General features: G+C 63.4%; 21 protein-coding genes. 10 read left to right on the top strand and 11 right to left on the bottom strand.

Features of this window, described 5'->3' with window-relative positions:
• Positions 1-32: 32 nt before the first annotated feature.
• The gene (locus tag EXN22_RS17145) at positions 33-1,460 is read right to left on the bottom strand and encodes an MFS transporter (RefSeq protein WP_130265187.1); all 1,428 of its coding nucleotides are present in this window, start codon (positions 1,458-1,460) and stop codon (positions 33-35) included.
• Positions 1,461-1,643: 183 nt separating this feature from the next.
• Between EXN22_RS17145 and EXN22_RS17140 the strand changes: the two genes are divergently transcribed.
• From EXN22_RS17140 to EXN22_RS17130, 3 genes are all read left to right on the top strand, one after another.
• A complete protein-coding gene (locus EXN22_RS17140) occupies positions 1,644-1,964 on the top strand; it encodes a YbjQ family protein (RefSeq protein ID WP_115087469.1) in 321 nt (106 codons plus the stop codon).
• Positions 1,965-2,127: 163 nt separating this feature from the next.
• Positions 2,128-2,313 (top strand): hypothetical protein, encoded by a 186-nt coding sequence (locus EXN22_RS17135; RefSeq protein ID WP_130265186.1) that lies wholly within the window; start codon positions 2,128-2,130, stop codon positions 2,311-2,313.
• A 138-nt stretch (positions 2,314-2,451) separates the two neighbouring features.
• The gene (locus EXN22_RS17130) at positions 2,452-2,754 is read left to right on the top strand and encodes a hypothetical protein (RefSeq protein WP_130265185.1); all 303 of its coding nucleotides are present in this window, start codon (positions 2,452-2,454) and stop codon (positions 2,752-2,754) included.
• On the opposite strand, the gene EXN22_RS17125 is transcribed toward EXN22_RS17130, so the two are convergent.
• Complete coding sequence (locus EXN22_RS17125) at positions 2,745-3,167, bottom strand: group II truncated hemoglobin (RefSeq protein WP_130265184.1); 423 nt, start codon at positions 3,165-3,167, stop codon at positions 2,745-2,747. The genes EXN22_RS17130 and EXN22_RS17125 overlap by 10 nt on opposite strands.
• 117 nt (positions 3,168-3,284) lie before the next feature.
• Positions 3,285-3,617, bottom strand: a complete 333-nt coding sequence (locus tag EXN22_RS17120; RefSeq protein ID WP_130265183.1) for a hypothetical protein — start codon at positions 3,615-3,617, stop codon at positions 3,285-3,287.
• A gap of 362 nt (positions 3,618-3,979) precedes the next feature.
• Between EXN22_RS17120 and EXN22_RS17115 the strand changes: the two genes are divergently transcribed.
• Positions 3,980-5,470: a DASS family sodium-coupled anion symporter gene (locus tag EXN22_RS17115; protein WP_130265182.1), complete on the top strand. Its 1,491-nt coding sequence runs from the start codon at positions 3,980-3,982 to the stop codon at positions 5,468-5,470.
• Positions 5,471-5,508: 38 nt separating this feature from the next.
• Here EXN22_RS17115 and EXN22_RS17110 read toward each other — a convergent pair whose 3' ends face one another.
• From EXN22_RS17110 to EXN22_RS17075, 8 genes are all read right to left on the bottom strand, one after another.
• Positions 5,509-6,054: a cupin domain-containing protein gene (locus tag EXN22_RS17110; protein WP_010226800.1), complete on the bottom strand. Its 546-nt coding sequence runs from the start codon at positions 6,052-6,054 to the stop codon at positions 5,509-5,511.
• Between the two features lie 72 nt (positions 6,055-6,126).
• A complete protein-coding gene (locus tag EXN22_RS17105) occupies positions 6,127-7,335 on the bottom strand; it encodes an MFS transporter (protein WP_177414029.1) in 1,209 nt (402 codons plus the stop codon).
• Between the two features lie 91 nt (positions 7,336-7,426).
• Positions 7,427-9,928, bottom strand: a complete 2,502-nt coding sequence (locus tag EXN22_RS17100; protein WP_130265181.1) for a TonB-dependent siderophore receptor — start codon at positions 9,926-9,928, stop codon at positions 7,427-7,429.
• Between the two features lie 86 nt (positions 9,929-10,014).
• The gene (locus EXN22_RS17095) at positions 10,015-10,968 is read right to left on the bottom strand and encodes a FecR domain-containing protein (protein ID WP_130265180.1); all 954 of its coding nucleotides are present in this window, start codon (positions 10,966-10,968) and stop codon (positions 10,015-10,017) included.
• The gene (locus tag EXN22_RS17090) at positions 10,965-11,495 is read right to left on the bottom strand and encodes a sigma-70 family RNA polymerase sigma factor (RefSeq protein WP_130265179.1); all 531 of its coding nucleotides are present in this window, start codon (positions 11,493-11,495) and stop codon (positions 10,965-10,967) included. Before EXN22_RS17090 ends, EXN22_RS17095 begins: the two co-directional genes overlap by 4 nt.
• Positions 11,496-11,582: 87 nt before the next feature.
• Positions 11,583-12,836, bottom strand: coding sequence for an OprD family porin (locus EXN22_RS17085; protein ID WP_130265178.1), 1,254 nt, complete (start codon positions 12,834-12,836; stop codon positions 11,583-11,585).
• Positions 12,837-12,968: 132 nt separating this feature from the next.
• Positions 12,969-13,499: a cytochrome b gene (locus tag EXN22_RS17080; protein WP_130265177.1), complete on the bottom strand. Its 531-nt coding sequence runs from the start codon at positions 13,497-13,499 to the stop codon at positions 12,969-12,971.
• Positions 13,496-14,542 carry a catalase family peroxidase gene (locus EXN22_RS17075; RefSeq protein WP_130265176.1) on the bottom strand — a complete coding sequence of 349 codons (1,047 nt, stop codon included), beginning with the start codon at positions 14,540-14,542 and terminating at the stop codon, positions 13,496-13,498. Before EXN22_RS17075 ends, EXN22_RS17080 begins: the two co-directional genes overlap by 4 nt.
• Before the next feature lie 131 nt (positions 14,543-14,673).
• Here EXN22_RS17075 and EXN22_RS17070 point away from each other — a divergent pair, with 131 nt between their 5' ends.
• The 6 genes from EXN22_RS17070 (at position 14,674) to EXN22_RS17045 (ending at position 20,557) form a co-directional block, all read left to right on the top strand.
• Positions 14,674-15,183 carry a sigma-70 family RNA polymerase sigma factor gene (locus EXN22_RS17070; protein ID WP_130265175.1) on the top strand — a complete coding sequence of 170 codons (510 nt, stop codon included), beginning with the start codon at positions 14,674-14,676 and terminating at the stop codon, positions 15,181-15,183.
• Complete coding sequence (locus EXN22_RS17065; RefSeq protein ID WP_130265174.1) at positions 15,180-15,929, top strand: anti-sigma factor family protein; 750 nt, start codon at positions 15,180-15,182, stop codon at positions 15,927-15,929. The genes EXN22_RS17070 and EXN22_RS17065 overlap by 4 nt, the downstream gene beginning before the upstream one ends.
• 99 nt (positions 15,930-16,028) lie before the next feature.
• Positions 16,029-16,340, top strand: coding sequence for a DUF2790 domain-containing protein (locus tag EXN22_RS17060; protein ID WP_165392230.1), 312 nt, complete (start codon positions 16,029-16,031; stop codon positions 16,338-16,340).
• A 134-nt stretch (positions 16,341-16,474) separates the two neighbouring features.
• A complete protein-coding gene (locus EXN22_RS26415) occupies positions 16,475-18,979 on the top strand; it encodes a hypothetical protein (protein ID WP_233281646.1) in 2,505 nt (834 codons plus the stop codon).
• A 127-nt stretch (positions 18,980-19,106) separates the two neighbouring features.
• Complete coding sequence (locus EXN22_RS17050) at positions 19,107-19,616, top strand: sigma-70 family RNA polymerase sigma factor (RefSeq protein WP_130265172.1); 510 nt, start codon at positions 19,107-19,109, stop codon at positions 19,614-19,616.
• Positions 19,613-20,557: a FecR domain-containing protein gene (locus tag EXN22_RS17045; protein WP_130265171.1), complete on the top strand. Its 945-nt coding sequence runs from the start codon at positions 19,613-19,615 to the stop codon at positions 20,555-20,557. Before EXN22_RS17050 ends, EXN22_RS17045 begins: the two co-directional genes overlap by 4 nt.
• Positions 20,558-20,563 lie beyond the last annotated feature (6 nt).

The following is a 20,563-nucleotide window of genomic DNA, read 5'->3' as shown; positions in this document are numbered from 1 at the left end:
CTGCTCCTTGCTGCGGATGGGGGATCAACTCATCAGGCCAGGGCCTGGGCCGGGCTGCGGGTAATGCGCCACGTCAACAGCATAGCCAGCAGCGGCGCAACGGCGAACACCGCGAACAACCAGCTCGCTGCCTGCTGGGCGCCTGCGATGCCACCGGGTTCGACCAGCCCGGCACTGTTGCTGACCAGCCCAGCCAGTGCTGCGGCTAATGCGGTGGCATACAACTGCACGGTGGTGATCGATGCCGAGGCGAGGTTCTCTTCGCCCGGGCGCGCGGCACTGAGCACCCGGGTCAGCAGGTGCGGCCAGCCCAGGCCAATGCCCAGGCCAACCCCGGCCAGGGCCAGGCAGTACAGCGCAAGACCCGGGGCTTGGGCCAGCCAGGGCTGTTGCGCGGTCATCACCGCCAGCGCCAGTAGGGCAATGAAGATCACTGCGGGGCCAAAGCGGATCATGCGCTCGGCCGCAGCGCCGGTGCGGCTGGCACTGAACAGCGCGGCGACGGTCCAGCCGGCGGCCATGGACGCGGTCATGTAGCCGGCGGCAAGGGGGCTCAGGCCGTGAATCTCCTGAAGGAAGTAGGGCACGAAAATTTCCGTGGTAATCGCTGCAATCAGCAGGCACATCACTGCGTACAACGCGCCCAGCGGCGTGCCCAAGGCGTAGGCGCCGGTGGGCAGCAGACGCCGCCCAGGGGTATGGTCGAGGCGGGCGATCAGCACGGCGATGGCCAGCCCGGCGCCGATGCCGAGCAGATTCAAGGACAGTTGCGTCGACAGGCTGGCGGCGGAAATCGCCAGGACCGAGGCCACCAGGCAAGCGATCAGGCCGTAGGGTGGGCGAGACTCGGCGCGTGCAGCGGGCTTGTTGTTCAACTGGGTGATGACGATCAACGCCAACAGCGCCGCCACCGGCAGTAGCGACCAGAATGCCCAGCGCCAATGGCCACCCTGGGCAAAGATGCCACCCACTGCGGGCCCGCACAGGGTGGCCACGCCCCACATGCCGGACACCAGGGCCATGGCCCGCGGCCACAAGCGTTCGTCGAACACCAGGCGGATCAGGGCATAGCTCAGGGCAAACAGGATACCGCCGCCCAGGCCCTGGACACTGCGGCCGATCAGCAGCACCGGCATGCTCGGCGCCGCTGCGCAGATCACCGAACCCAGGGTGAAAATCGCCAGCGCCAACAGGAAGGCTGCGCGCGCACCCAGTCGTTCGATCAGTTGTGCCGACAGGGTCGAACCGACGATCGAGGTGGCCACGAACAGGGTTGTGCTCCAGGCATAGAACGCCAGGCCGCCGATGTCGGCGATCACCGTGGGCAAAATGGTGGTGACGATATAGACATTGATTGCGTGCAAGGCCACGCCCCCAGCCAAGGCGATCGAGCGCAGGGCGTTGCGCCCTTGGAGCAATTGGGCCCAGGACGCGGGGTCAGGGGTGTGGGCAGTGTTCATGCGCGGCTCCTTCGCAGACAGGCTTTGAATGGCGCAAAGTCTAGGTGCTGCCGTGCCAATACACAATTAATTGCTTGGATAAATAGCCGGCGCGTTCGTCACCCGTTTTGCTACCATCGCGTCTTTTTCCGCCTGCTCATTGATGTAGCGGGCGGCTGACAGGCAAGGCCGAAGGAGAGCAACATGATCATTACCACTACCGGGACCATCGAAGGGCGGGAAATCGCCGCCTATCTGGATGTGGTCAGCGCCGAGTCGGTCCAGGGCATCAACGTGGTTCGCGATATCTTTGCCAGCTTCCGCGACTTTTTCGGTGGCCGTTCGCAAACCCTGGAAAGCGCCTTGAAAGAAGCGCGCATCCAGGCCACCGACGAAATTCGCGCCCGCGCGCGCAGCCTGCAGGCCGACGCGGTGGTGGGGCTGGACTATGAAATCAGCATGCCGTCGGCCCGTGGCGGCATGGTGGTGGTGTTCGTCACTGGTACCGCGGTCAAGCTCAAGTAAACCCCGGGGTGCGACAAAATAGCCCGGCCATTGGTCGGGCTTTTTTGTGTGCGGCCGTGCGGTCCACAAATGACCGGCTAGTCTCAGAATCACTGGGACCAGTACTTTTCTGGGCAACTATCTGTTTGCCGGTACGGGTCCGCCGTCTGAGGGAGACTGGGGCATGTTTGAATCCTATATCGAGGACCACGGCGACGAATTTCCAATCAACAGTCAGGTGCGCTGTGGCCAGAGCGGTGTCCGCCTGGGCTTTGCCAACATGACCCTGGATGACGCGCAGGTTCGTCTGAATGCGCGGCAGCCCAGCAAGAAGGGCAAGTTCACGCCACGCTTGCCGGCGAAGAAGTAAACCAATCGTCCAACACCCCGCCCAACGGCGGGGTTTTTTTTGCATTGCTTGACCTTGGGCAAAGATTGCGTGGCTCGCACTCGCCGGATGCCAGGTTGTATGCCTTACTAGTGCCGCCATTCATACAGGAGCCATTCGATGCGTATCAGGGAAGAGACTTACTGGGCCTGGGCCGACGCGCAATTGCATAGCCGCAGCCATGATGAACAGCTCAGTGACGGCACCAGCATCGACGTGCAGGTGAGGTTATCGCGCACCGGTGCCACGCAGTTGTTCCTTGGCGTGTATGCATGCCAGGGCAAGGCCATGGTCGAGGAGTATTACGCCAATCGCCCCGGCGAAACCATGACCCGCGCCATGGTCTGGGGTGTCGACCGTGCCAGGGCCCTGGCCACTGGCGCGCTGCCGTTGACCCAGTTGCCGCTGCGCCGTCAGGCCTGAGGGTGGCGGGCGCGGCTGGCCTGGACAATGCGCTGGGCCGGCACGCGGAGCTGGCGCAGCAGGTAGTCGGCGAATGCGTCGGAGTAATCCTGCAGCGCGATAGCCTGCTCCATGCAGCTTAACCAGATAGCGCTGTGGTGTTCATCGATTGGCCATTGGCTATGGAAGGCCGGGATGGCGATCGAGCCGTAGCGTTCACTGAACAACCGCGGGCCGCCGAGCCAGCCACTGAGAAAGCAGGCCAGTTTGTCCTGCGAATCTGCCAGGTTTTGCGGGTGCATCTGGCGCACGGCCGAGGCCTCGCGGTTCTCGTCCATCAAACGGTAGAAGTCAGCGGCCAGGCGGCGCAGGCCGTCGATGCCTCCGGCGGCCTGGTAGGACGCATCAGCGGTTCCGAAAGCAGGCTGGGTCATATGCGGGCTCTTCAGGTAAAAGCGTCATTCTAGCCAGCTCGCGAGGCAAATAAAAAAGCCCAATCCGCAGGGATTGGGCTCAAGCGTGGCTGGGGCCGTGCAGCACCCCAGCGACTCTTAGCAGAGGCGGTCGATGACCGCGACGCCTGGCGTGTGCTGCAGCGCAGCCCATTCGCTTTGCAGGGTCTGCAGGACCCGCCCGACGTACTGCTTGTCGGCGGCGGCTTTCTTGCCAACGTAGCCCTGGCCGCGCCGGTACATCTTCAGGCGGGCACGCATGTTCGGGTTGCGCTCCTCGAACTGGGCTTCGTCGGTCATGGTTTCCAGGCTGTCCAGGCGAACTTCGCCCGATGCGCAAACCCAGAGAATGTGGCTGTCGAGTGTGTCCTTGCGCGCGGCGAACAGCCGGGCCAGTTCATCAACAGTCGGTTGATTGTTCAGATTCATCATAAAGCCCCCTTGACCATTCGTTGTTTGTTCGCACTTGGCGCATAACATGTAGCGTTAAATGAAAGCTGCTACAGCAGCGTCACAACTGGGGGCTTCTACACGCTGCCTTTTGGGCAGTACCCATCCGCACACAGCTCATGGATCTGTCGAGCTGCCTGGAACACCCTTGCCAGTACCCCCGATCGGGGAGACGACCTCATCATGCAAGGGGCGACGAACGGCGTCAACAGGTTTTGTAGTGATTTTTTTATTGCACTACATATTGTCCGGCAATGCCCGGAATCCGCCCCATTGATACGCATCAGTCCAGCCCGGGGCGATCTGCACGATCATGGCAAAACATGTTCTGCAGGGAGTTACCCATGAATTCGCCGGCCAATGTGCCTACCTCTCAAACCGCCGGAACCCTCGTGCCCATTGGCTTGCTGATCGCTATCGCGGCCCTGGCCGGGGTGTTGCTGCTGCCGATGCCCGCAGACTTGCCGGTGGCGGGCCACCGGGTGCTGGCCATCCTCGCCTTTGCCGTGGTGGTATGGATTAGCGAAGCGGTGTCGTACGAAGCCAGTGCGATCATGATCACTTCGCTGATGGCTTTTTTGCTCGGCACCTCACCCACTGTGGCCGACCCGTCACTGACCTATGGCTCGTCGGCCGCCATCACCCTGGCCCTGACCGGCTTCTCCAACAGTGCCCTGGCCCTGGTGGTAGGCGCATTGTTCATTGCTGCGGCCATGACCCATACCGGCCTTGACCGGCGTATCGCCCTGGTGACGCTGGCGAGTGTCGGCGTCAGCACCCGGCGCATACTCATCGGGGCAGTGGCGGTGACCGTGCTGCTCAGCCTGGTGGTGCCCAGCGCCACGGCCCGCAGTGCTTGCGTGGTGCCGATCATGATGGGCGTGATCGCCGCCTTTGGCGTCGACAAGCGCTCGAACATCGCCGCCGGGATCATGATCATCGTGGCCCAAGGCACCAGTATCTGGAACATCGGCATCCAGACTGCCGCGGCGCAAAACCTGCTGACTGTCGGCTTCATGGACAAGATGCTCGGCGCGCGGGTGTCGTGGATCGACTGGCTGATCGCCGGCGCGCCCTGGGCGCTGATCATGTCGGTGGTGCTGATCGTACTGGTGCTGAAAATGCTGCCGCCAGAAAGCGATGCGATCCCCGGCGGCAAGGCGGCGGTGAGCAAGACCCTGGCCGAGCTCGGGCCGATGACCTGCGCGCAGAAACGCCTGCTCGGTGTGTCGCTGATGTTGCTGCTGGCCTGGGCCAGCGAGGGCAAGTTGCACCACTTCGACACCACCACGACCACCTATGCCGGGCTGGTATTGTTGTTGTTGCCAGGCTTCGGGGTGATGACCTGGAAAGACGTGCAGGCGCGCATTCCATGGGGCACGGTGATTGTCTTCGGGGTCGGTATCAGCCTGGGTACCAGCTTGCTCACCACCCAGGCCGGGCAATGGCTGGGCGCGCAAGTGGTGGCGCATACCGGGCTGGATCAACTGGGCACTTTGGGGGTGTTTGCGATCCTGGCGGCGTTCCTGATTCTGATCCACCTGGGGTTTGCCAGCGCCACCGCACTGACCTCGGCGCTGCTGCCGATACTGATCGCCGTGCTGCAGACCTTGCCGGGCGACTTCAGCCGCCTGGGCATGACCATGGCCTTGGGCTTTGTCGTCAGTTACGGATTTATCCTGCCGATCAATGCGCCGCAGAACATGGTGTGCCTGGGCACCGAAACCTTCAGCGCTAAACAGTTTGCCCGGGTGGGGATTGTGGTGACCTTGATCGGCTATGGGCTGATGCTGGTGTTTGCCGCTACCTGGTGGCAGTGGCTGGGGTGGATGTAGCAGCAAGACTCATCGCGGGGCTTGCCCCGCGATCAGGTTCAGAAGTTCGCCGGGGTGTTGGCGCTGATGATCTCGGCCTCATCCTGGCCGATATTCTTGAAGCTGTGGGGCAGGGTGGTGGGGAAGTAGTAGCCGTCACCGGAGTTGAGGATGCTGACCTGGCCATCGACGCGCAGTTCGATGGTGCCACGGGTCACCAGGCCGCACTCTTCGCCCTCGGCATGCACGATCGGCTCACCGGAATCGGCGCCCGGGGCATACAGCTCGCGCAGCATGCGCATCTGCCGGCCTTCGACACTGGCACCCACCAGCAGCATGCGCAGGCCGCTGTTACCCAGGTCCGGCTGCTCGGTGGAGCGGAACACGAAGCGCTCTTCGCGGATCGGTTCGTCGAAGCTGAAGAACTCCGCCAATGACATCGGAATGCCTTCAAGCAGCTTTTTCAGGGAACTGACCGAAGGGCTGACGCGATTCTGTTCGATCTGCGAGATCGTCGAGTTGGTCAGGCCACTGCGCCGCGCCAGCTCCCGCTGGGAGAGTTTGTTGCGTTCACGCACCAGTTTGAGTCGTGTCCCCGTGTCCATAGCCGCCTTAAGTGTCGAAAATTTTGGGCGAGGCATTAAAACACATTCGACCAGGCTTTAGCGGCCCACCTGTTAGGCGGACTTTTTCAGCTGCGGCCATAGTCCCACCAACAGCAGTAGCGCAGCGACAATCAGATACGGCAGGCGCGGATCGACAGCGTAGATCAGGGTCCCGGCCAGGGGCCCGATTACCACGCCCAAGCCCTGCACGGCGCCGATGGAGCCGGCCGTGGCGCCTTGTTCGGAGGCATCCATGGCATTGGCCGCCAGGGCCGAGAACGCCGGGAACACCCAGCCCATGCCGGCTGCCGAGACAAAGAAGCACGCCCACAAGCCCACGGCGCTGCTGGCCAGGGCGCTGGCAGCAAAGCCGACAGCGGCGATGCTGGCGCCGACGCGGATCATCCGCAGCGCTGGCCACTCAAGCTTGCGCACCAGGACCTGCGAGAGGATCAGCGCCACACCGACCAGGGTCAGGGCTACGCCTGCGGTTTGCGCAGCGTCGGCCGGGTTCATGCCGAGGCGGTCGAGGGCGAAGAAACCGACGGTGATTTGCGCCACCGAGACACTGAGCATCGCCACGAAGGCCACCAGCAACGGCCGGCGCAGGCGGGGGTCGGCCAGGCGTACCGGGCGCGGCGGCTGCTTGAGGTGCAGCTCCTGACGCTTGAGCTTGAGCCGCAGCACCACGAAAGCCAGCATCGGTGGCACTGCCATCACATAGAACGGCAGGCTCAGGCTGTAGCGGGCCAGTACCGCCGCCAGCGCCGGGCCGAGCACCAGGCCCAAGGCATTGGCCGCCCCCAGCGAAGCCATGGCCCGGGCGCGGTGCTGGGGTTCGATATTGTCGGCAATCAGCGCTGCACTGCCGACCGGCAGGGCAGCATAGAACGCACCGATCAAGCCGCGGCCAATCACCAGCCCGGCAAAGGCCAGGGCGGCGCTGGGCAACAGTTGCAGGGCGCTGTCGATGAACAGGCACAGCGCCCAGTAGGCGGCGGTGAAGCCTGCGGTACCGAGCAGCAGGACCTTGCGCCGCCCCAGGCGGTCGCTCGCCTGGCCCCAGGGCCGCGCCAGGAGCATCCAGATCACCCCGGCCACGGTCACCGCAGCGCCAGCCTGCCAGGTGGCCAGGTTCAGCGTACGGGCAATCGGGCCGATCAGCGAGACGAAGGCCATCATCGCCATGGTGCAGGCCATGTTGGCCGCCAGCAGCGGGCGCAGGTCGAACGTTGCGTGTGTGGGGGGAGCGAGGCTGGCAGGGTCCGTTGCAGGGGTCATGGGCTATCCGGGGCAGGGAGGGCAAGGCGGTCGATGATCGATCAGATGATAACGATTATCATCTGTCGCTGTCGACCGCCAATTACCTGCCTTAGAAATCGCCTTTGAGGGTCACCGTGAAGTTGCGCGGCTCACCATAGAAGTTACCCCAGGCCAGGGCGCCGACACTGGAGTAGTAATGCTTGTCGAACAGGTTGTTGCCATTGACGGCAATGCTCCAGTGGTCGTCCAGGCGATAACCCAGGCGCGCGTTCCAGATCGCGTAACCAGGTTGCACGGTTTTCGCCGCACGGTCCTGATAGTGGTTGTCGCTTTGCGCGTTGACGCCACCGCCCAGGCTCCAGCGTTGCAGCGGACCGTCGAGCTGGTAGTCGGCCCAGACCCGCAGCAGGTGGCGTGGCACGTAGCTTGCGGTAAAGGTCGCATCCTGGCTGTTGGTGTTGGTCTTGAGGTATTCAAGCTCGGTGTAGGTGTAGCCGGCCAGCACCTGCAGGCGCTCGGCCAGCTCGCCGCTGAGCTCGGCCTCGAAGCCCTGGGCGCGGACCTTGCCGTCGTCGCTGTAGCAGTAACCGTCGGAGGAGCCGGCACAGACCGAGTCATAGTCGGCCTCGGCGCGGTGTGCTTCGATAGTGCGGAACAGGTTGAAGGCCGCGTTGAGGCCGCCGTCGAACCATTCACCTTTGATCCCCAGCTCGTAGTTGGCGCCGGTCTTGGGTTGCAGGGGGCTGCCCTGGGCGTCGGTGTAGGTGCCCTGGGGCTGGAAGATGTCGGCGTAGCTGCCGTACACCGACCAGGTGTCGTCCAGGTCGTAGATCAGCGCGGCGAAAGGGGTGACCTGGCCGTTCTCCTGGCTGCGGTCATGCTGCCAGTAGTCCCAGGCCTGGGTGTAGGAATCGCGCTGGCTGCGGTACCAGCTGACCCGGCTGCCGAGCACCAGGGTCAGCGGCTCGGCCAGTTTCAGGCGCAAGGTGGCGTAGGTGCCGATCTGCCGGGTATCGCTTTCCACCGGCAACGGGCCGCCGCGGTAGGAGGCGGTCTGGTACAGGCTGTCGGGCGGCTTGGGAATGTCGCGGTCGGGGGCGAAGGGGTTCATGGTCACGCCGAGCAACTGGGTCATGTTGATCAGCGCGTAGCTGTCGCTGCCCTTGGCGCGGCTGGCGTTGGCACCGACGATCAGCTCGTGCTCCAGGCCCCAGGCGGTGAATTTGCCGTCCAGGTAGGCGTCCATGCCGTAGTCGTGCTGGTCATAGTCGAACACGCCGGAATACAGCTGGCTGTTGGCCGAACTGGCGCCGACCGGGACGCTGCCCAGGGTCATGGCGTACTGCATGTCCTGGGTGTTGTGGCTGTGCATGGCGGCGACTTTGAGCAGCCATTGGTCGTTGAAGTGGTGAGTGAGGTCGGCGAACAGATTGACCCGCTGGCTTTCCCAGCTGTTCCAGGTCGCGCCCAGGCAGGTGGCGCGCGACAGCTTCAGGTCCGAGCCATCGCTGTAGCGCGGCAGGCCTTGCCAGCAGGGGGTTGCATTGAGCTTCTCGTAGGCGGCGCCGACGCCGAGGGTGGTGGCGTCATTGAAGTCGTAATCCAGGGCGCCGTAGACCACCTGGTCGTCGCGCTTGCCCATGTCGTAGAAATACTGGCGATCCTGCCCGGCGACCACCAACCGGCCGCGCAGGCTACCGGACTCGTTGAGGGGGCCGCCGGTGTCGACCTGGGCGCGGTAGTTGTCCCAGGAGCCTGCCGAAAGGCTGACACTGGTAGCAGCCTTTTCCTGCCCGCGCTTGCGGATGAAGTTGACGCCGCCAGCGGAACTGCCCGAGCCCTTGAGCATGCCCGCGGCGCCGCGCAACACTTCGACCCGGTCGTAGTAGGCCATGTCGCTGGCAAAACTGTTGGCTTGCACATAGTTGCCACCCAGGTCCAGGGGCACGCCGTCGTACTGGTACTGGCCGGCAAGCATGAAGCCGCGCGAGTAGAAGTACTTTCCGCCCATGGGTGAATCGTGCACGGTGATCCCCGGGGTTTTCTCCATCACCTGTTCCAGGGTATTGAGGTTCTGCTCATCCATCATCTTGCGGGTGATCACCGTCACCGACTGCGGCGTCTCGCGCAGCGAGTGTTCGCCTTTGGCAATGCTGACCTGGCGCACGGTGAAGCTGTCGGTGGTGTCGGCGCTGCTGCTCAGGGTGCTGGCACCAATGGTGGTGGCGCCCAGTTCCAGGGCGCCGTTGCTGGCCGGCAGCGGGCGGATCGAGTAGCTGCCGTCGGCCTGGCGATAGGCCTGCAGGCCACTGCCGGCAAGGATCCGGCTCAAGCCTTCGAGTACCCCGAAGCGCCCCTGCAGGCCAGGGCTCTGCAGGCTGGCGGTCAGCTGTGCGTCATACGACAGGTTGACCCCGGCCGCTGCGGCAAAGCTGCCCAGCACCCGGCTCAGAGAGCCCGCTTCGATGGCGAATACCTGGCCGTAACTGGCGTTGTCGGTCTCTGCCGCCTGGGCGATGGCGACGGGCAGCAGGGGCAGGCCGAGGGCGGCGACCAGCAGGTGGCGGCCAATCAGATGGGGCTGGAGGGCACGGGGGAAGCGGGGTTGCATGGAGATCCTCTTCGTTCGCAAATGAGATTATTTCCTACAGAGGCGGACGAACGAAAAAAAACAGGCACCCCGGGCTGAAGAAAATTTCAACTCAGGTCAATGCGGACCCAATAGCGGTTGTAGTGGCGCACCTGGAGCTTGAACGAGGTGGCCAGAGCTGACAGCGCTGCATCACTGTCGGTGAGCGAGAAGGTTCCCGAAACCCGTAGTCCGTTAAGCTCGCTTGCATAGGACAACAATCCGGGTCGGTAGCGGCCAAGCTCGTCGAGCACATCACCCAGGCGCCAGTCCTCGACGATCAGGTGCCCGCCGGTCCAGGCCGACTCGCTGGCCATCACGGGCTGTGGGGCATGCACCCCATGGCTATCGAACTGACAGCGCTGGCCCGCCTCGAGTCGCCGAGCCGGGGCCTGGTACGGGTTGATGCGCACCGCGTGTTCGAACACCTCGACCTGGCTGCCGGCAGCGCGCTGATCGACGCTGAAGCGGGTGCCCAATGCTTCGATCACGCCTTGGCTGGTTTCGACCCGCAGCGGGCGTTGCTGGCTGTCCTTGGCGCTGGTCAGGAACAGCCGCCCGTGGCGCAGGCGAATCAGCCGTTGTTGCCGATCAAAGCAGATGTCGGCGGCGCTGGCGGTATCGAGCACCAGCAGGCTGCCATCGGCGAGGCTCAGGTGGCGGATTTCGCCGGTGGCGCTGCGGACATCGGCCAGCCAGTGCTGCGCCGGCTGGCTGCGGTAACCGGCCCAGCCACCGAGGCCAAGGCCGGTGGCCAGCAGCAGGCCTTTGAGCACGCTGCGCCGAGGCAGGCCGTCGCTGTCGCTGCGCTGCAAGGTGTCGAAGGCCAGGGCGCCGGGCACGCTGGCCAGGCGCCCTTGCAGTTGCTCGACCCGTTCCCAGGCCCAACGGTGTTCGGCGGCGCTGGCCAGCCAGGCGTGCCAGGCCTGCTGCAGCTCGGCCGGGGCATCGCCAGCGGCCAGTTGCACATGCCAACGGGCAGCGGCTTTCAAGGCCTGGCGCTGGCGTTCGCGGTCAGTCATGGCTGGGCATCGTAGGCGAGCAGCAGGCAGCGCTCGGTGGTCTTGATCAGGTATTTTTTCACCGTGGTCAGCGACACACCCAGGGCTGCGGCAATTTCCACGTAGGTCATGCCCAGCCAGTTGGCCATCAGGAACGCCTTGCGCGCCTTGGCGCCGCAGCCGGCCAGCAACTGGTCAATTTCACGCAGGGTTTCAAGAATCACTATTTGCGCTTCGGTGGAGATCTGTTCGGCCTCCGGTTGTGCTGCCAGGGCTTCGAGGTATGCACGTTCCAGTTGCTGACGGCGGAAATGATCGATCATCACCCGCCGCGCCACGGTCGCCAGGTAGTTGCGCGGCTCACGCAGCAGGCGCACCAGCTCCAGCGCCTCGGAGGAGGCGAGGATGCGCACGAAGGTGTCCTGCATCAGGTCCGCCGCCCGCTGCGGGCAGCTCAGGCGGCGGCGCAGCCAGTGTTGCAGCCACAGGTGATGGTGCTGGTAGAGCTGGCCGAGTTCGGCATTGGGCGGTGACGGCGGTGCGCTCATCCTGGCGGCATCCCGAAAAAATGATGCAGATGATAAGCATTCCCAAAAAACTAATAAAGGACTGATTTCACCGCGTCGCACAACGGCTTACCAGAGTGCCAGGGTGTAGCCGACAATCAGCCGGTTTTCATCGATATCACTGGTCAGGCCATTGCTGGAGCGGAAGGTGGCATTGCGCAGGCGCACGCTGACATTCTTCAGTGGCCCGCTTTGCACCACGTAGGCAATGTCGGTGTCGCGCTCCCACTCCTTGCCGTCGCTGACGTTGGCGGTTTCGATATGGCTGCCATTGACGTAACGGGTCATGAAGCTCAGGCCGGGTAAGCCGAGGGCGGCGAAGTTGTAATCGTAGCGTGCCTGCCAGGCATCGGTTTGCGCCTTGGTGAAGACGTTTACAGTCACCAGGTTGACCGAATAGGGGTCCAGGCCTGGGTAGGCAAAGTCGCCATCACCGGAAAGGTTCTGGTAACCGAGGCCGAACTTGTGCCCGCCCACGCCCAGGGTCAGCATGCCGTTGAAGAAGCGGTTGTCGATCTTGCCGCCGTCGACCCGCGAGGCACTGCGCAGGTCATGGCTGCCCTGTTCGCGGGTGTCGAAGTAGCGCAGGTCGCTGCGCAGGTTGATGCCTTCGGCCAGGGGCAGGTCGTGGACCAGCCCGGCGTAGTGCTGGCGGTAGATGTCCTGCATCTGCGCGTAGTAATAGCTGACGGCCAGGCGCGGATTGATTGCGTAGGTGCCGCCGGCCAGGTCCAGGTGATTGCTCTGGACCCCGGCGTAGCTCATGTCGTCGTTGCTGGAGGAGTCGCGCAGGTTCTGTTTTTCCAGGCGGCCGAGGTTCAGGGTCAGGCCGTCGATGTCTTGCGACGTCAGCAGGCCACCGCTGTAGGTCGAGGGCAGCAGGCGCACGTCGTTGATGGCCGCCACCGGCAGCGTCGGTTGTAGGGTGCCGAGCTTGAGGGTGGTTTTGCTGACCCGCAGCTTGGCGGTCAGGCCCAGTTCGCTGTAGTCGTCCACCGGCTCCTGGCTTGCGCCAAACGGCAGCAGGCCGGTGCCGCGGCGGTCGCGGCTGGAGTCGAGCTTGACCCCCAGTTCACCGAGGGCATCGAGGCCCAAGCCTACAGTGCCTTCGGTAAAACCCGACTCCATTTTCAGGATGAAGCCCTGGGCCCATTCCCGCGCCTGGCTTTGTGGCGCGCCGCTCTGGCGAAAGTCGCGGCTGAAGTAGAAGTTGCGCGTTTCCAGGCTGGCCTTGCTGTCCTTGATGAACTCGGCCTGAGCAATGTACGGGGTGAGCGCGGCGCACAGGCCGGCACTCACCGTCAGGGAACGGGGCAGAAGCATGGGGCTACCTTTTTTTGTTGTTGTGGGCGGCGGGTGCCAGGTGTCTCTGCCTATATTGTTAACATATTATCTTTATTTGTGGATAGCCCTGTTGCTGAAGGAAATGCCTTTGCTCAAGGAATAATGAATATATTAATTCTTGCGCAATGGCCCCGGCCACATGCTGCGCAGCACCCCGTCACGGCGCACCAGGCCATGCATCAGCGCCGCCCCCAGGTGCACCAGCACACTGGCGAACAGGACATAGGCCAGCCAGCCATGGGCCTGGCGCAGCAGGGCATACAGCTGCAAGTCATGGGGCAGCAGCGCTGGCAACTGCAGCGGCAACGGGTAACCCCCGGCCGAAAGCATGCCCCAGCCCAGCAGTGGCATGGCCAGCATCAGGCCGTACAGCAAAAGGTGCGAAGCCTTCGCGGCCCGGTGCTGCAGCGTCGGCAGGTCGTCGGGCAACGGTGGTTGCGGTAGCAGCAGGCGCAGGCCGATGCGCACCAGGACCAGCAGCAACAGGGCCAGGCCAATGGCCTTGTGCAGGCTGACCAGCCAGGTATGGCGCGGCGACAGGTCGTTGACCATGCTCACGCCGATGAACAGCATGGCCAGGATCAGCACCGCCATCAGCCAGTGCAGCAGGCGGGCCAGGGGGTGAAAGGCAACAGGTTTCATGGGTGGGCTCCCAGCTGCGCGGCTTCACGGCTGCGGCGATTGAAGGATTCTGAATAGGCCGCCGAACGTGCGGCGAGGATCGGGTCGGCCGACGGCTTGATACCGGTCGGCAGGATCAGCGGATCGAAGTTGAGGTCGCGGCAGGCGCCTTGTTGCGCGGCATCGACCTGGTCGAGTACCAGGGTGCCGGCATTGACTGTGGGGCGTTGAGCGGGCCAGGGTTGGCTGGGGTCATCGACGGCATCACCGGCTGCGGCCAGGGTCAATTGCAAGGTCCAGCGCAGCGGCCCCAGGCTCAGGCGCTGGCGCAGGTCGTGCTGCAGGTAGTCGTTGTCCTCGACCTGGGCGGGCAGGGCGGCGAAGGGCGTTTGTGGCAGCAGGCTCCAGCGCACATAACGGGCCTTGCCTTCGGCATCGATCAGGGCGAAGGCGTTGATGCTGTTGTAGCTGGAGTTGGCGAAACTGTCCGAGGCTTTGTAGTCCTTGGCCCATTGGCGAAAGGCTGCGCTTTCCGGGTGTGCGGCGAAAAACGCCTGCAGGCGCGAGGGGTCCGGCTTGCCGGTGGCCGGGTCCGGGGTCATGGCCAGGACCTGCTGGTAGAAGGCTTCAGGGGTGCCGACCGCCAGCACCGGAGGGGTGTTCATGCCGGTGCGCCACTGCTGGCCATCGTCGCTGCTCAGTTGCAGCGCCAGGCTGCGGGTCGGCACACTGGCGTCCGGGCTGTGCGGGTTGGCGCCACCGAGGGCGAAACGGCCGATCACCGGCACCCTGGCCTGGCTGAATACCCGTGCACTGGAAAGCTTGGCCGCCTCGCCGCTGCTCTGGAAATAACCGCTGACACACAGGCCCTTGGCGTGATTCTTACGGTAGCCGGGGTAGTGTCCGGCTTGAGCTTCGAAGGTGTCGATGAAGCGCTTTGGCGTCAGCCTTTCGCTGCCGATCCAGCCGGCGGTGTAGGCAAAGCCTGCGGCCAGGGCGGTCAGCCCAAGGCCGATGGCAGCCAGGCGCAAGGCGCGGGGACGACCGTGTAACGGAGTGCTCATGGCGCTGATCCGGGTCAGTGAATGAGCCGGTACGACGCCTGGACCAAAGGTTTATTCCAGCGTGCTGGAATAATTCTTCACCTCGAGCGTCTGCCTCGTACACTGATCGCCTACAGGCCAAGACTGCGCCAATGAACGAGCTAGATGACGAGCAATTGCGAGAGATACTGCAGCGCTTGCGCCGCTTCGCCCTGTGGCTGACGCGCGAAGCCAGCAGCGCGGACGACCTGGTCCAGGCCACGGTCGAGCGGGCCTTGAGCCGTCGCGGCCAGCAGCGCGAAGACGGCAGCCTGCGCGCCTGGCTGTTCTCGATCCTGTACCGGCAGTTTATCGACGGCAAACGTCGCGAGCGCCGTCAGGCACGCTGGCTGGCCTGGTTTGGCCGAGTTGAGGAGGCGGGTAGCAACACTGAAGCTATCGTGCTTGCCCAGTCGGGCTTGGCGGCGTTTGCGCAACTGCCTAGCGAGCAGCGCGCCTTGCTGTTGCTGGTCAGCGTGGAAGGCCTGAGCTACAAAGAGGCCGCCCAGGCCCTGGATGTGCCGATCGGTACGGTAATGTCACGTTTGTCGCGCGCTCGCGCGGCCATGCGCGAACTGGCCGAGGGCAATACGCCGCCCCCGGCGTTGCGGAGGTTGAAATGAGTTTGATCCCGTCTGAACACGAACTGCACGCCTATGTCGACGAGCGCCTGGACCCCGAACGGCGCCGGGCGGTTGAGCTGTACCTGGCGGCCAATCCCGAGCAGGCGGCGCGGGTCGAGGCCTGGCGCAACGATGCTCGACAATTGCGTGCGGCGTTGTCCGGCTTTGCCGGGCTTGCGCCCAACCCGCGGCTGGACCCGCTCAATGTGCGCCGTGCGCTGCGCCGTCGGCGGCAACGGCGTTGGGCCAGTGCCGCCGTACTGCTGGTGACCCTGGGCATTGGCGGCCTGGGCGGCTGGCAGGTGCGCGAGGCAAGCCTGTTGGCCAGTAACCCGCCAATGGCCGATGCCGTGCAGGCCCATCGGTTGTTTGCCGACAGCAAGGCCCTGGACCTCAGCGCCCAGGACCCGGCGCGCCTGCAAGCCTGGCTGGGCCAGCACTTCGCCCATGTCGGCAACCTGCCAGACCTCTCGGCGTACGGCTTCACCCCGGTGGGTGCGCGGCTGCTGAGCAACGAGCAGGGGCCGGCGGCGCTGGTGCTGTTCGAGGATGCCCAAGGCCTGCGGGTCAGCCTGTTCTTGCGCTCGCCGGGTGAGCACTATGCGCGCATGCCCAGCGGCGAGCGAACCGACGGCCAACTGCAGGCACGCTACTGGTCGCACGGTGACTACAACTACGCCCTGGTCAGCGCTGCGTCCGACAGCCGGGGTGAGCAACTGCGTCGGGCGCTCGACGTCACTTTGTAGCTGAAATGCCATTAGGGGCGTAAGCTCGAAACCGTTGTCCCCGTTGTTAATTCACTTCATTTGAGGTACCCGCCAATGAAGCGCATGCAAGGTTTGGTAATGGCAGCAGTGGTTCTGCTGGCCGGCCAAAGCGCGCAGGCTTCGGCACCAGAGGTAAAGGATGCGCGTCTGGTTGCCCATGAGCAGGCAGTGCAGGCCTATGCAACAAGAACCGGCAAGACTGTCCCCGCAATCCAGGATTTTGCCTACGGCAAATCCATGGATGTCGCCCGTCTGATCGAACAGACCCCCCTGGCCCGCGGCTGTGACGCCGCGCCAATGTTGATGACCTTCGAGGATTCCAGCGGCCAGCTGGTGACGATGCGTTATCGGCTCGAAGGCCAGTGTTCGCGTTTTCAGTCAACGCGATAACACGCCCTGGCAGCGGCGAGGGAGCGTCGCTGCGCCAGGCTGGATACAGGCCGCAATCACGGGCTTGCTTCTGCTTGATGGCACTTTGCACTCCATCTAGTATCTGCGGATTTGCCTGAGCCAAAGGACAGTCCATGAACGCAACAGGGAGGTCGCGTAGCGATTTCACGCCGCTAACGGCGGCGGAAAGTAGTTTGCAGGCGCATTGCAGGCAAGGAACGACTGCTCGATTCGGTTCATCACGGCCGACCCAGGCGACGTATGAAAACAGCATCCGGGCCGATTTTTTGCGGTTCATGCTGCTCGGTGGTGACCGCTCTGCCCCCGTTCATGAGCGTGGGGTTGAGCTTGCAGGGGCTTACATCATCGGTACCCTGGATTTGTGCAGTTCGGTGGTACCACGGTCGATGACCTTGAACGACTGTACCTTCAGTGATCCACCCAATTTCACCGATTCCCAGGTTTGCGGTTCACTCAATATGCCTGGCTGCTCTAGCCCTGGCTTCGAGGCTGAGCGGCTGGAAGTTTGCGGAGAGGTGGACTTCAACGGATACCGCTGTTCTGGCCCGATGAACTTATGCGATGCCCGGGTGGGCGGAAGCCTGTTTCTGATCAAGGCTCTGTTGAATGGGCGCAAACAGGCTGCGCTGGTCGCTACACGCATCGAGATTACAGGCTCGCTGGTGATGCCAGGCTTGCTTGCCAGGGGCATGGTGACATTCCAGGAAGCCCGTGTATCCGGTGAAGTGAATGGCCGAGGAGGGCGTTTCAATGGCCGAGGCGTTATCGCGTTACTGTTTGCCCATGCGCAGGTCAAATCGTCTGTCCGTTTTTCAGATGAGTTCAAGGCGAAGGGGATGGTTGTCTGCCAGGGCATGAGCGTCGAGGGGGTACTGGACTGCAGTAATGCGTCGTTCGATGGCGCAGGGGATATGTCGCTGTTCTTTAACGAAGCCTGGGTTAAAGGCAATGTCCGCTTGAACAGCGGATTCAGGGCACAGGGAGGGGTTTACTGCCAGAACGCCCGGATAGACGGCCAACTTAATCTTGAAGATGCCAGCCTCAATGGCATGGGTGACTCAGCGCTGAATGCGGAGGGTCTAAAGGTCAGACAGGATCTTGGCATGAGTGGCGATTTTACTGCCGTGGGCGAGGTCCGTCTGTTAGGTGCCCGCATTGGTGGGCAACTGGTTTGTGAGGGGTGTATTGACGGACAACACAGCCCCGCGTTGTTCGCCGATGGGGTCGTTGTCGCGGGCGGCGTATTTTTCAGCAACGATTTTCAAGCGCAGGGGGAGGTGCGGCTGATCCGGTCCAGGATCGACGGTCAGTTGAATTTTAATGGTGGTGCCATAGATGGACAGGGTGGGGATGCGTTATCGGCTGACGGCATGATTCTCCAGGGGGACCTGTACCTTAGCCAGGGATTCAGGGCCATTGGTAAATTTCGTCTTGTGGGGGCCCAGATCGAGGGTGGCCTGATGTGCGGGCACGCTGAACTGTGGGGCGACGACAATTACTCGCTGGCCGCGGCGAGGGTAGAAGTCAAGGGGACGGTCAGACTGGGTGAAGGATTCCATGCGCGCAAAACGGTGAGTTTTGACGGCGCCAAGTTAGCCGGCAGTTTCGATTGCAGCAGAGCCCGGTTTGCCGATGATGATGAGGTCTCGCTGGACCTGGAAGGACTGCATCTTGAGGGGCCATTGATACTCAGGGCGCTGCATCATCCATTGAAAAATGCCTCGCTCGCCGGGGCAAAAGTGGGTGAGCTGGACGACGATCAAAACACCTGGGGCGACAATATCGTGCTCAACGGCCTGGACTATAAGTCTCTGGCCGCAAGCGCACCGGTGAACGCAGCGTTCAGGGTAGCGTGGCTGGGTAAGCAAGTTCCCGCACTGTCAGGCAGTCGGACAAACTCTGGTGAAGACTTCCGCCCGCAACCCTGGCGCCATCTGCAACGGGTCTTCGAGAACATGGGGCATACCGCCGAAGCCCGTGAAGTAGGGATCGCATTCGAGCGCAAACTGCGCGATATCGGCCATATCGGTCAGCCGCCACAGTCCTGGTGGTCTTGGACGCACCCGATTTACACCTACACAGCCAGAAGCTTGCACTGGCTCTATGGCAGGCTCACCGGTTTTGGCTATCGCCCGATGCAACTACTCATCTGGTTCCTGGCGTTCTGGTTGATCTGCGCGTTTATCTACTGGTACGCAGCATCGCAACAACGTGTGTTCGGCCCCAGCAACCCGCTGGTGTTCCAGAATGACGCCTATTTCGATTGCCGACCGGACCGGGGCGTTGCCTGGCGCGGTGCGAATCCCGGGCAGGAGACGCCGCCGGGTTACTACCGCGAGGGCAACTGGTACCTGTGCGACAACCTGCGTGAGGAATACACAGGCTTTAGTCCCCTGGCCTATTCTCTGGACCTGTTGATGCCCCTGGTCGACCTGCAGCAGGAGTCGGATTGGGCCCCGCTGGTACCAACACCCAAGCAAGGCTATTGGGACGAGTTCACGTCGTTTGGCTGGAAGCATTTCGTGCGCCTGGTGATCTGGCTCGAGATTCTGGTCGGGTGGGGTATCAGCCTGCTGATGGTGGCCATCGTCTCTGGTCTGGCGCGTCGTAGCGAGTAATCCTGCTCATGAGCCCATTGCGAGCCGCATTGGCAGTTGAAAAAAGCCCTGCAATAGCACTTGGTTTGCACCAGGGTATTAATTAGAATCAATCTCATTTGATTCCGGTTAACCCAGGTGCGTTGATATGAGCGAAGCGGCGGGCCCCACCGAGCAGACCTTGCATGGCCTCTATCGGCAGCATCGCAGCTGGCTCGAAGGTTGGTTGTACCAGCGCCTGGGCAACCGCTGGGATGCCGCCGACCTCAGCCAGGATACGTTTTTGCGGGTGCTGGCCAGCCCCCAGGTGCTCAGCGAGTTGCGCGAGCCGCGGGCCTATCTGCTGACCGTGGGCAAGCGTTTGCTGGTCAATTTCCACAAGCGCCGCAGCCTGGAGCGTGCCTACCTCGAGGCCCTGGCCAATCTGCCTGAAGCATTGGTGCCTTCGCCAGAGCAGCGCTGGTTGCTGCTGGAAACCCTGCAGGCTCTGGACGAACTGCTCGATGGATTGCCAACGGCAGTGCGTCGGGCATTTCTCTGGGCGCAGCTCGAGGGTTTGAACTACGCGCAGATCGCCGAGCGCCTGGCGGTCAGCGAGCGCACGGTCAAACGCTACATGGCCCAGGCCTATGAGCATTGCCTGCTGGTTGCGGCATGAACACCTTTACCCGCGAGTCCCGGCAACTGGCGCGCACGGCGGCGCGCTGGCTGGCCTTGCTCGAGTCGGGCCGTGCCAGCGCCGAAGACCTTGTGCAATTGCAAAAGTGGCGCGCCGCCAACCCGCAGCATGAGCAAATCTGGCAGCGCGCCGAAGGCTTGCGCCAGCGCTTTCAGGAGGTGCCAGCGGCCTTGGCCATGGCCAGCCTGGATCGCCCCGACGGCCAGCGGCGCACCTTGCTCAAGCGTGGCCTGGCACTGGCATTGGTAGTGCCAGCAGGCTGGCTGCTGAGCCAGCAGACGCCGCTGCTGGCCTTGCGCGCCGACTTGCGCACTGCGGTGGGCGAGCGCCGTGGCCTGCGCCTGGCCGATGGCAGCCTGTTGCAACTGAACACTGCAAGCGCCGTCGACCTCGACCTGGCGCGACAGCGCCTGACCCTGGTTACCGGCGAGATCGCCCTGAGCGTCAGCCGCGCGCAAGCCTTGCACGTCGACCTGGGCATGGCGCAGGTGAGCGTCGGTCAGGCCCAGGTCTGCTTGCGTCGTGACGCCGAGCAGTGCCGAATCGCCGTGCTCCAGGGGACCGTGCAGGTGCAACCGTTGCATGGCGCGCAGCTGGCCTTGCACGTTGGCGATCAATTGACCGTCAACGTCGACGGCAGTGGCGCCATGGACCGTTTCGACCCGCGCCAGCCAGATTGGCGCGATGGCGTGCTGAGCGTCGACAACCAGCCACTGGGGCAGTTTTTGCGTGAACTGTCGCGCTACCGTCCGGGCTGGCTGCGCTGGGAGCCGGCGCTTGAATCATTGAAAGTCACCGGTACCTTTCGCCTGGATGACACTGACCGGGTCCTGGCGTTGCTGGCCGCCAGCCTGCCATTGGCGGTGCAGGCGCGCAGCCGTTACTGGATCACCCTGGTGGCGCAACAAAAAGCCGTGTGAAGGGAT

This window comes from Pseudomonas tructae (assembly GCF_004214895.1).
GTDB classification, from domain to species: Bacteria; Pseudomonadota; Gammaproteobacteria; order Pseudomonadales; family Pseudomonadaceae; genus Aquipseudomonas; species Aquipseudomonas tructae.
Note: the sequence above shows the minus strand (reverse complement) of the source record. Positions and strands in the feature narration are given on the sequence as shown.

What these genes read in the sequence shown, in the direction of transcription:
- EXN22_RS17145 (WP_130265187.1), bottom strand. Translation starts at nt 1,460, where the DNA reads ATGAACACTGCCCACACCCCTGACCCCGCGTCCTGGGCCCAATTGCTC.
- EXN22_RS17140 (WP_115087469.1), top strand. Translation starts at nt 1,644, where the DNA reads ATGATCATTACCACTACCGGGACCATCGAAGGGCGGGAAATCGCCGCC.
- EXN22_RS17135 (WP_130265186.1), top strand. Translation starts at nt 2,128, where the DNA reads ATGTTTGAATCCTATATCGAGGACCACGGCGACGAATTTCCAATCAAC.
- EXN22_RS17130 (WP_130265185.1), top strand. Translation starts at nt 2,452, where the DNA reads ATGCGTATCAGGGAAGAGACTTACTGGGCCTGGGCCGACGCGCAATTG.
- EXN22_RS17125 (WP_130265184.1), bottom strand. Translation starts at nt 3,167, where the DNA reads ATGACCCAGCCTGCTTTCGGAACCGCTGATGCGTCCTACCAGGCCGCC.
- EXN22_RS17120 (WP_130265183.1), bottom strand. Translation starts at nt 3,617, where the DNA reads ATGATGAATCTGAACAATCAACCGACTGTTGATGAACTGGCCCGGCTG.
- EXN22_RS17115 (WP_130265182.1), top strand. Translation starts at nt 3,980, where the DNA reads ATGAATTCGCCGGCCAATGTGCCTACCTCTCAAACCGCCGGAACCCTC.
- EXN22_RS17110 (WP_010226800.1), bottom strand. Translation starts at nt 6,054, where the DNA reads ATGGACACGGGGACACGACTCAAACTGGTGCGTGAACGCAACAAACTC.
- EXN22_RS17105 (WP_177414029.1), bottom strand. Translation starts at nt 7,335, where the DNA reads ATGACCCCTGCAACGGACCCTGCCAGCCTCGCTCCCCCCACACACGCA.
- EXN22_RS17100 (WP_130265181.1), bottom strand. Translation starts at nt 9,928, where the DNA reads ATGCAACCCCGCTTCCCCCGTGCCCTCCAGCCCCATCTGATTGGCCGC.
- EXN22_RS17095 (WP_130265180.1), bottom strand. Translation starts at nt 10,968, where the DNA reads ATGACTGACCGCGAACGCCAGCGCCAGGCCTTGAAAGCCGCTGCCCGT.
- EXN22_RS17090 (WP_130265179.1), bottom strand. Translation starts at nt 11,495, where the DNA reads ATGAGCGCACCGCCGTCACCGCCCAATGCCGAACTCGGCCAGCTCTAC.
- EXN22_RS17085 (WP_130265178.1), bottom strand. Translation starts at nt 12,836, where the DNA reads ATGCTTCTGCCCCGTTCCCTGACGGTGAGTGCCGGCCTGTGCGCCGCG.
- EXN22_RS17080 (WP_130265177.1), bottom strand. Translation starts at nt 13,499, where the DNA reads ATGAAACCTGTTGCCTTTCACCCCCTGGCCCGCCTGCTGCACTGGCTG.
- EXN22_RS17075 (WP_130265176.1), bottom strand. Translation starts at nt 14,542, where the DNA reads ATGAGCACTCCGTTACACGGTCGTCCCCGCGCCTTGCGCCTGGCTGCC.
- EXN22_RS17070 (WP_130265175.1), top strand. Translation starts at nt 14,674, where the DNA reads ATGAACGAGCTAGATGACGAGCAATTGCGAGAGATACTGCAGCGCTTG.
- EXN22_RS17065 (WP_130265174.1), top strand. Translation starts at nt 15,180, where the DNA reads ATGAGTTTGATCCCGTCTGAACACGAACTGCACGCCTATGTCGACGAG.
- EXN22_RS17060 (WP_165392230.1), top strand. Translation starts at nt 16,029, where the DNA reads ATGGCAGCAGTGGTTCTGCTGGCCGGCCAAAGCGCGCAGGCTTCGGCA.
- EXN22_RS26415 (WP_233281646.1), top strand. Translation starts at nt 16,475, where the DNA reads ATGAACGCAACAGGGAGGTCGCGTAGCGATTTCACGCCGCTAACGGCG.
- EXN22_RS17050 (WP_130265172.1), top strand. Translation starts at nt 19,107, where the DNA reads ATGAGCGAAGCGGCGGGCCCCACCGAGCAGACCTTGCATGGCCTCTAT.
- EXN22_RS17045 (WP_130265171.1), top strand. Translation starts at nt 19,613, where the DNA reads ATGAACACCTTTACCCGCGAGTCCCGGCAACTGGCGCGCACGGCGGCG.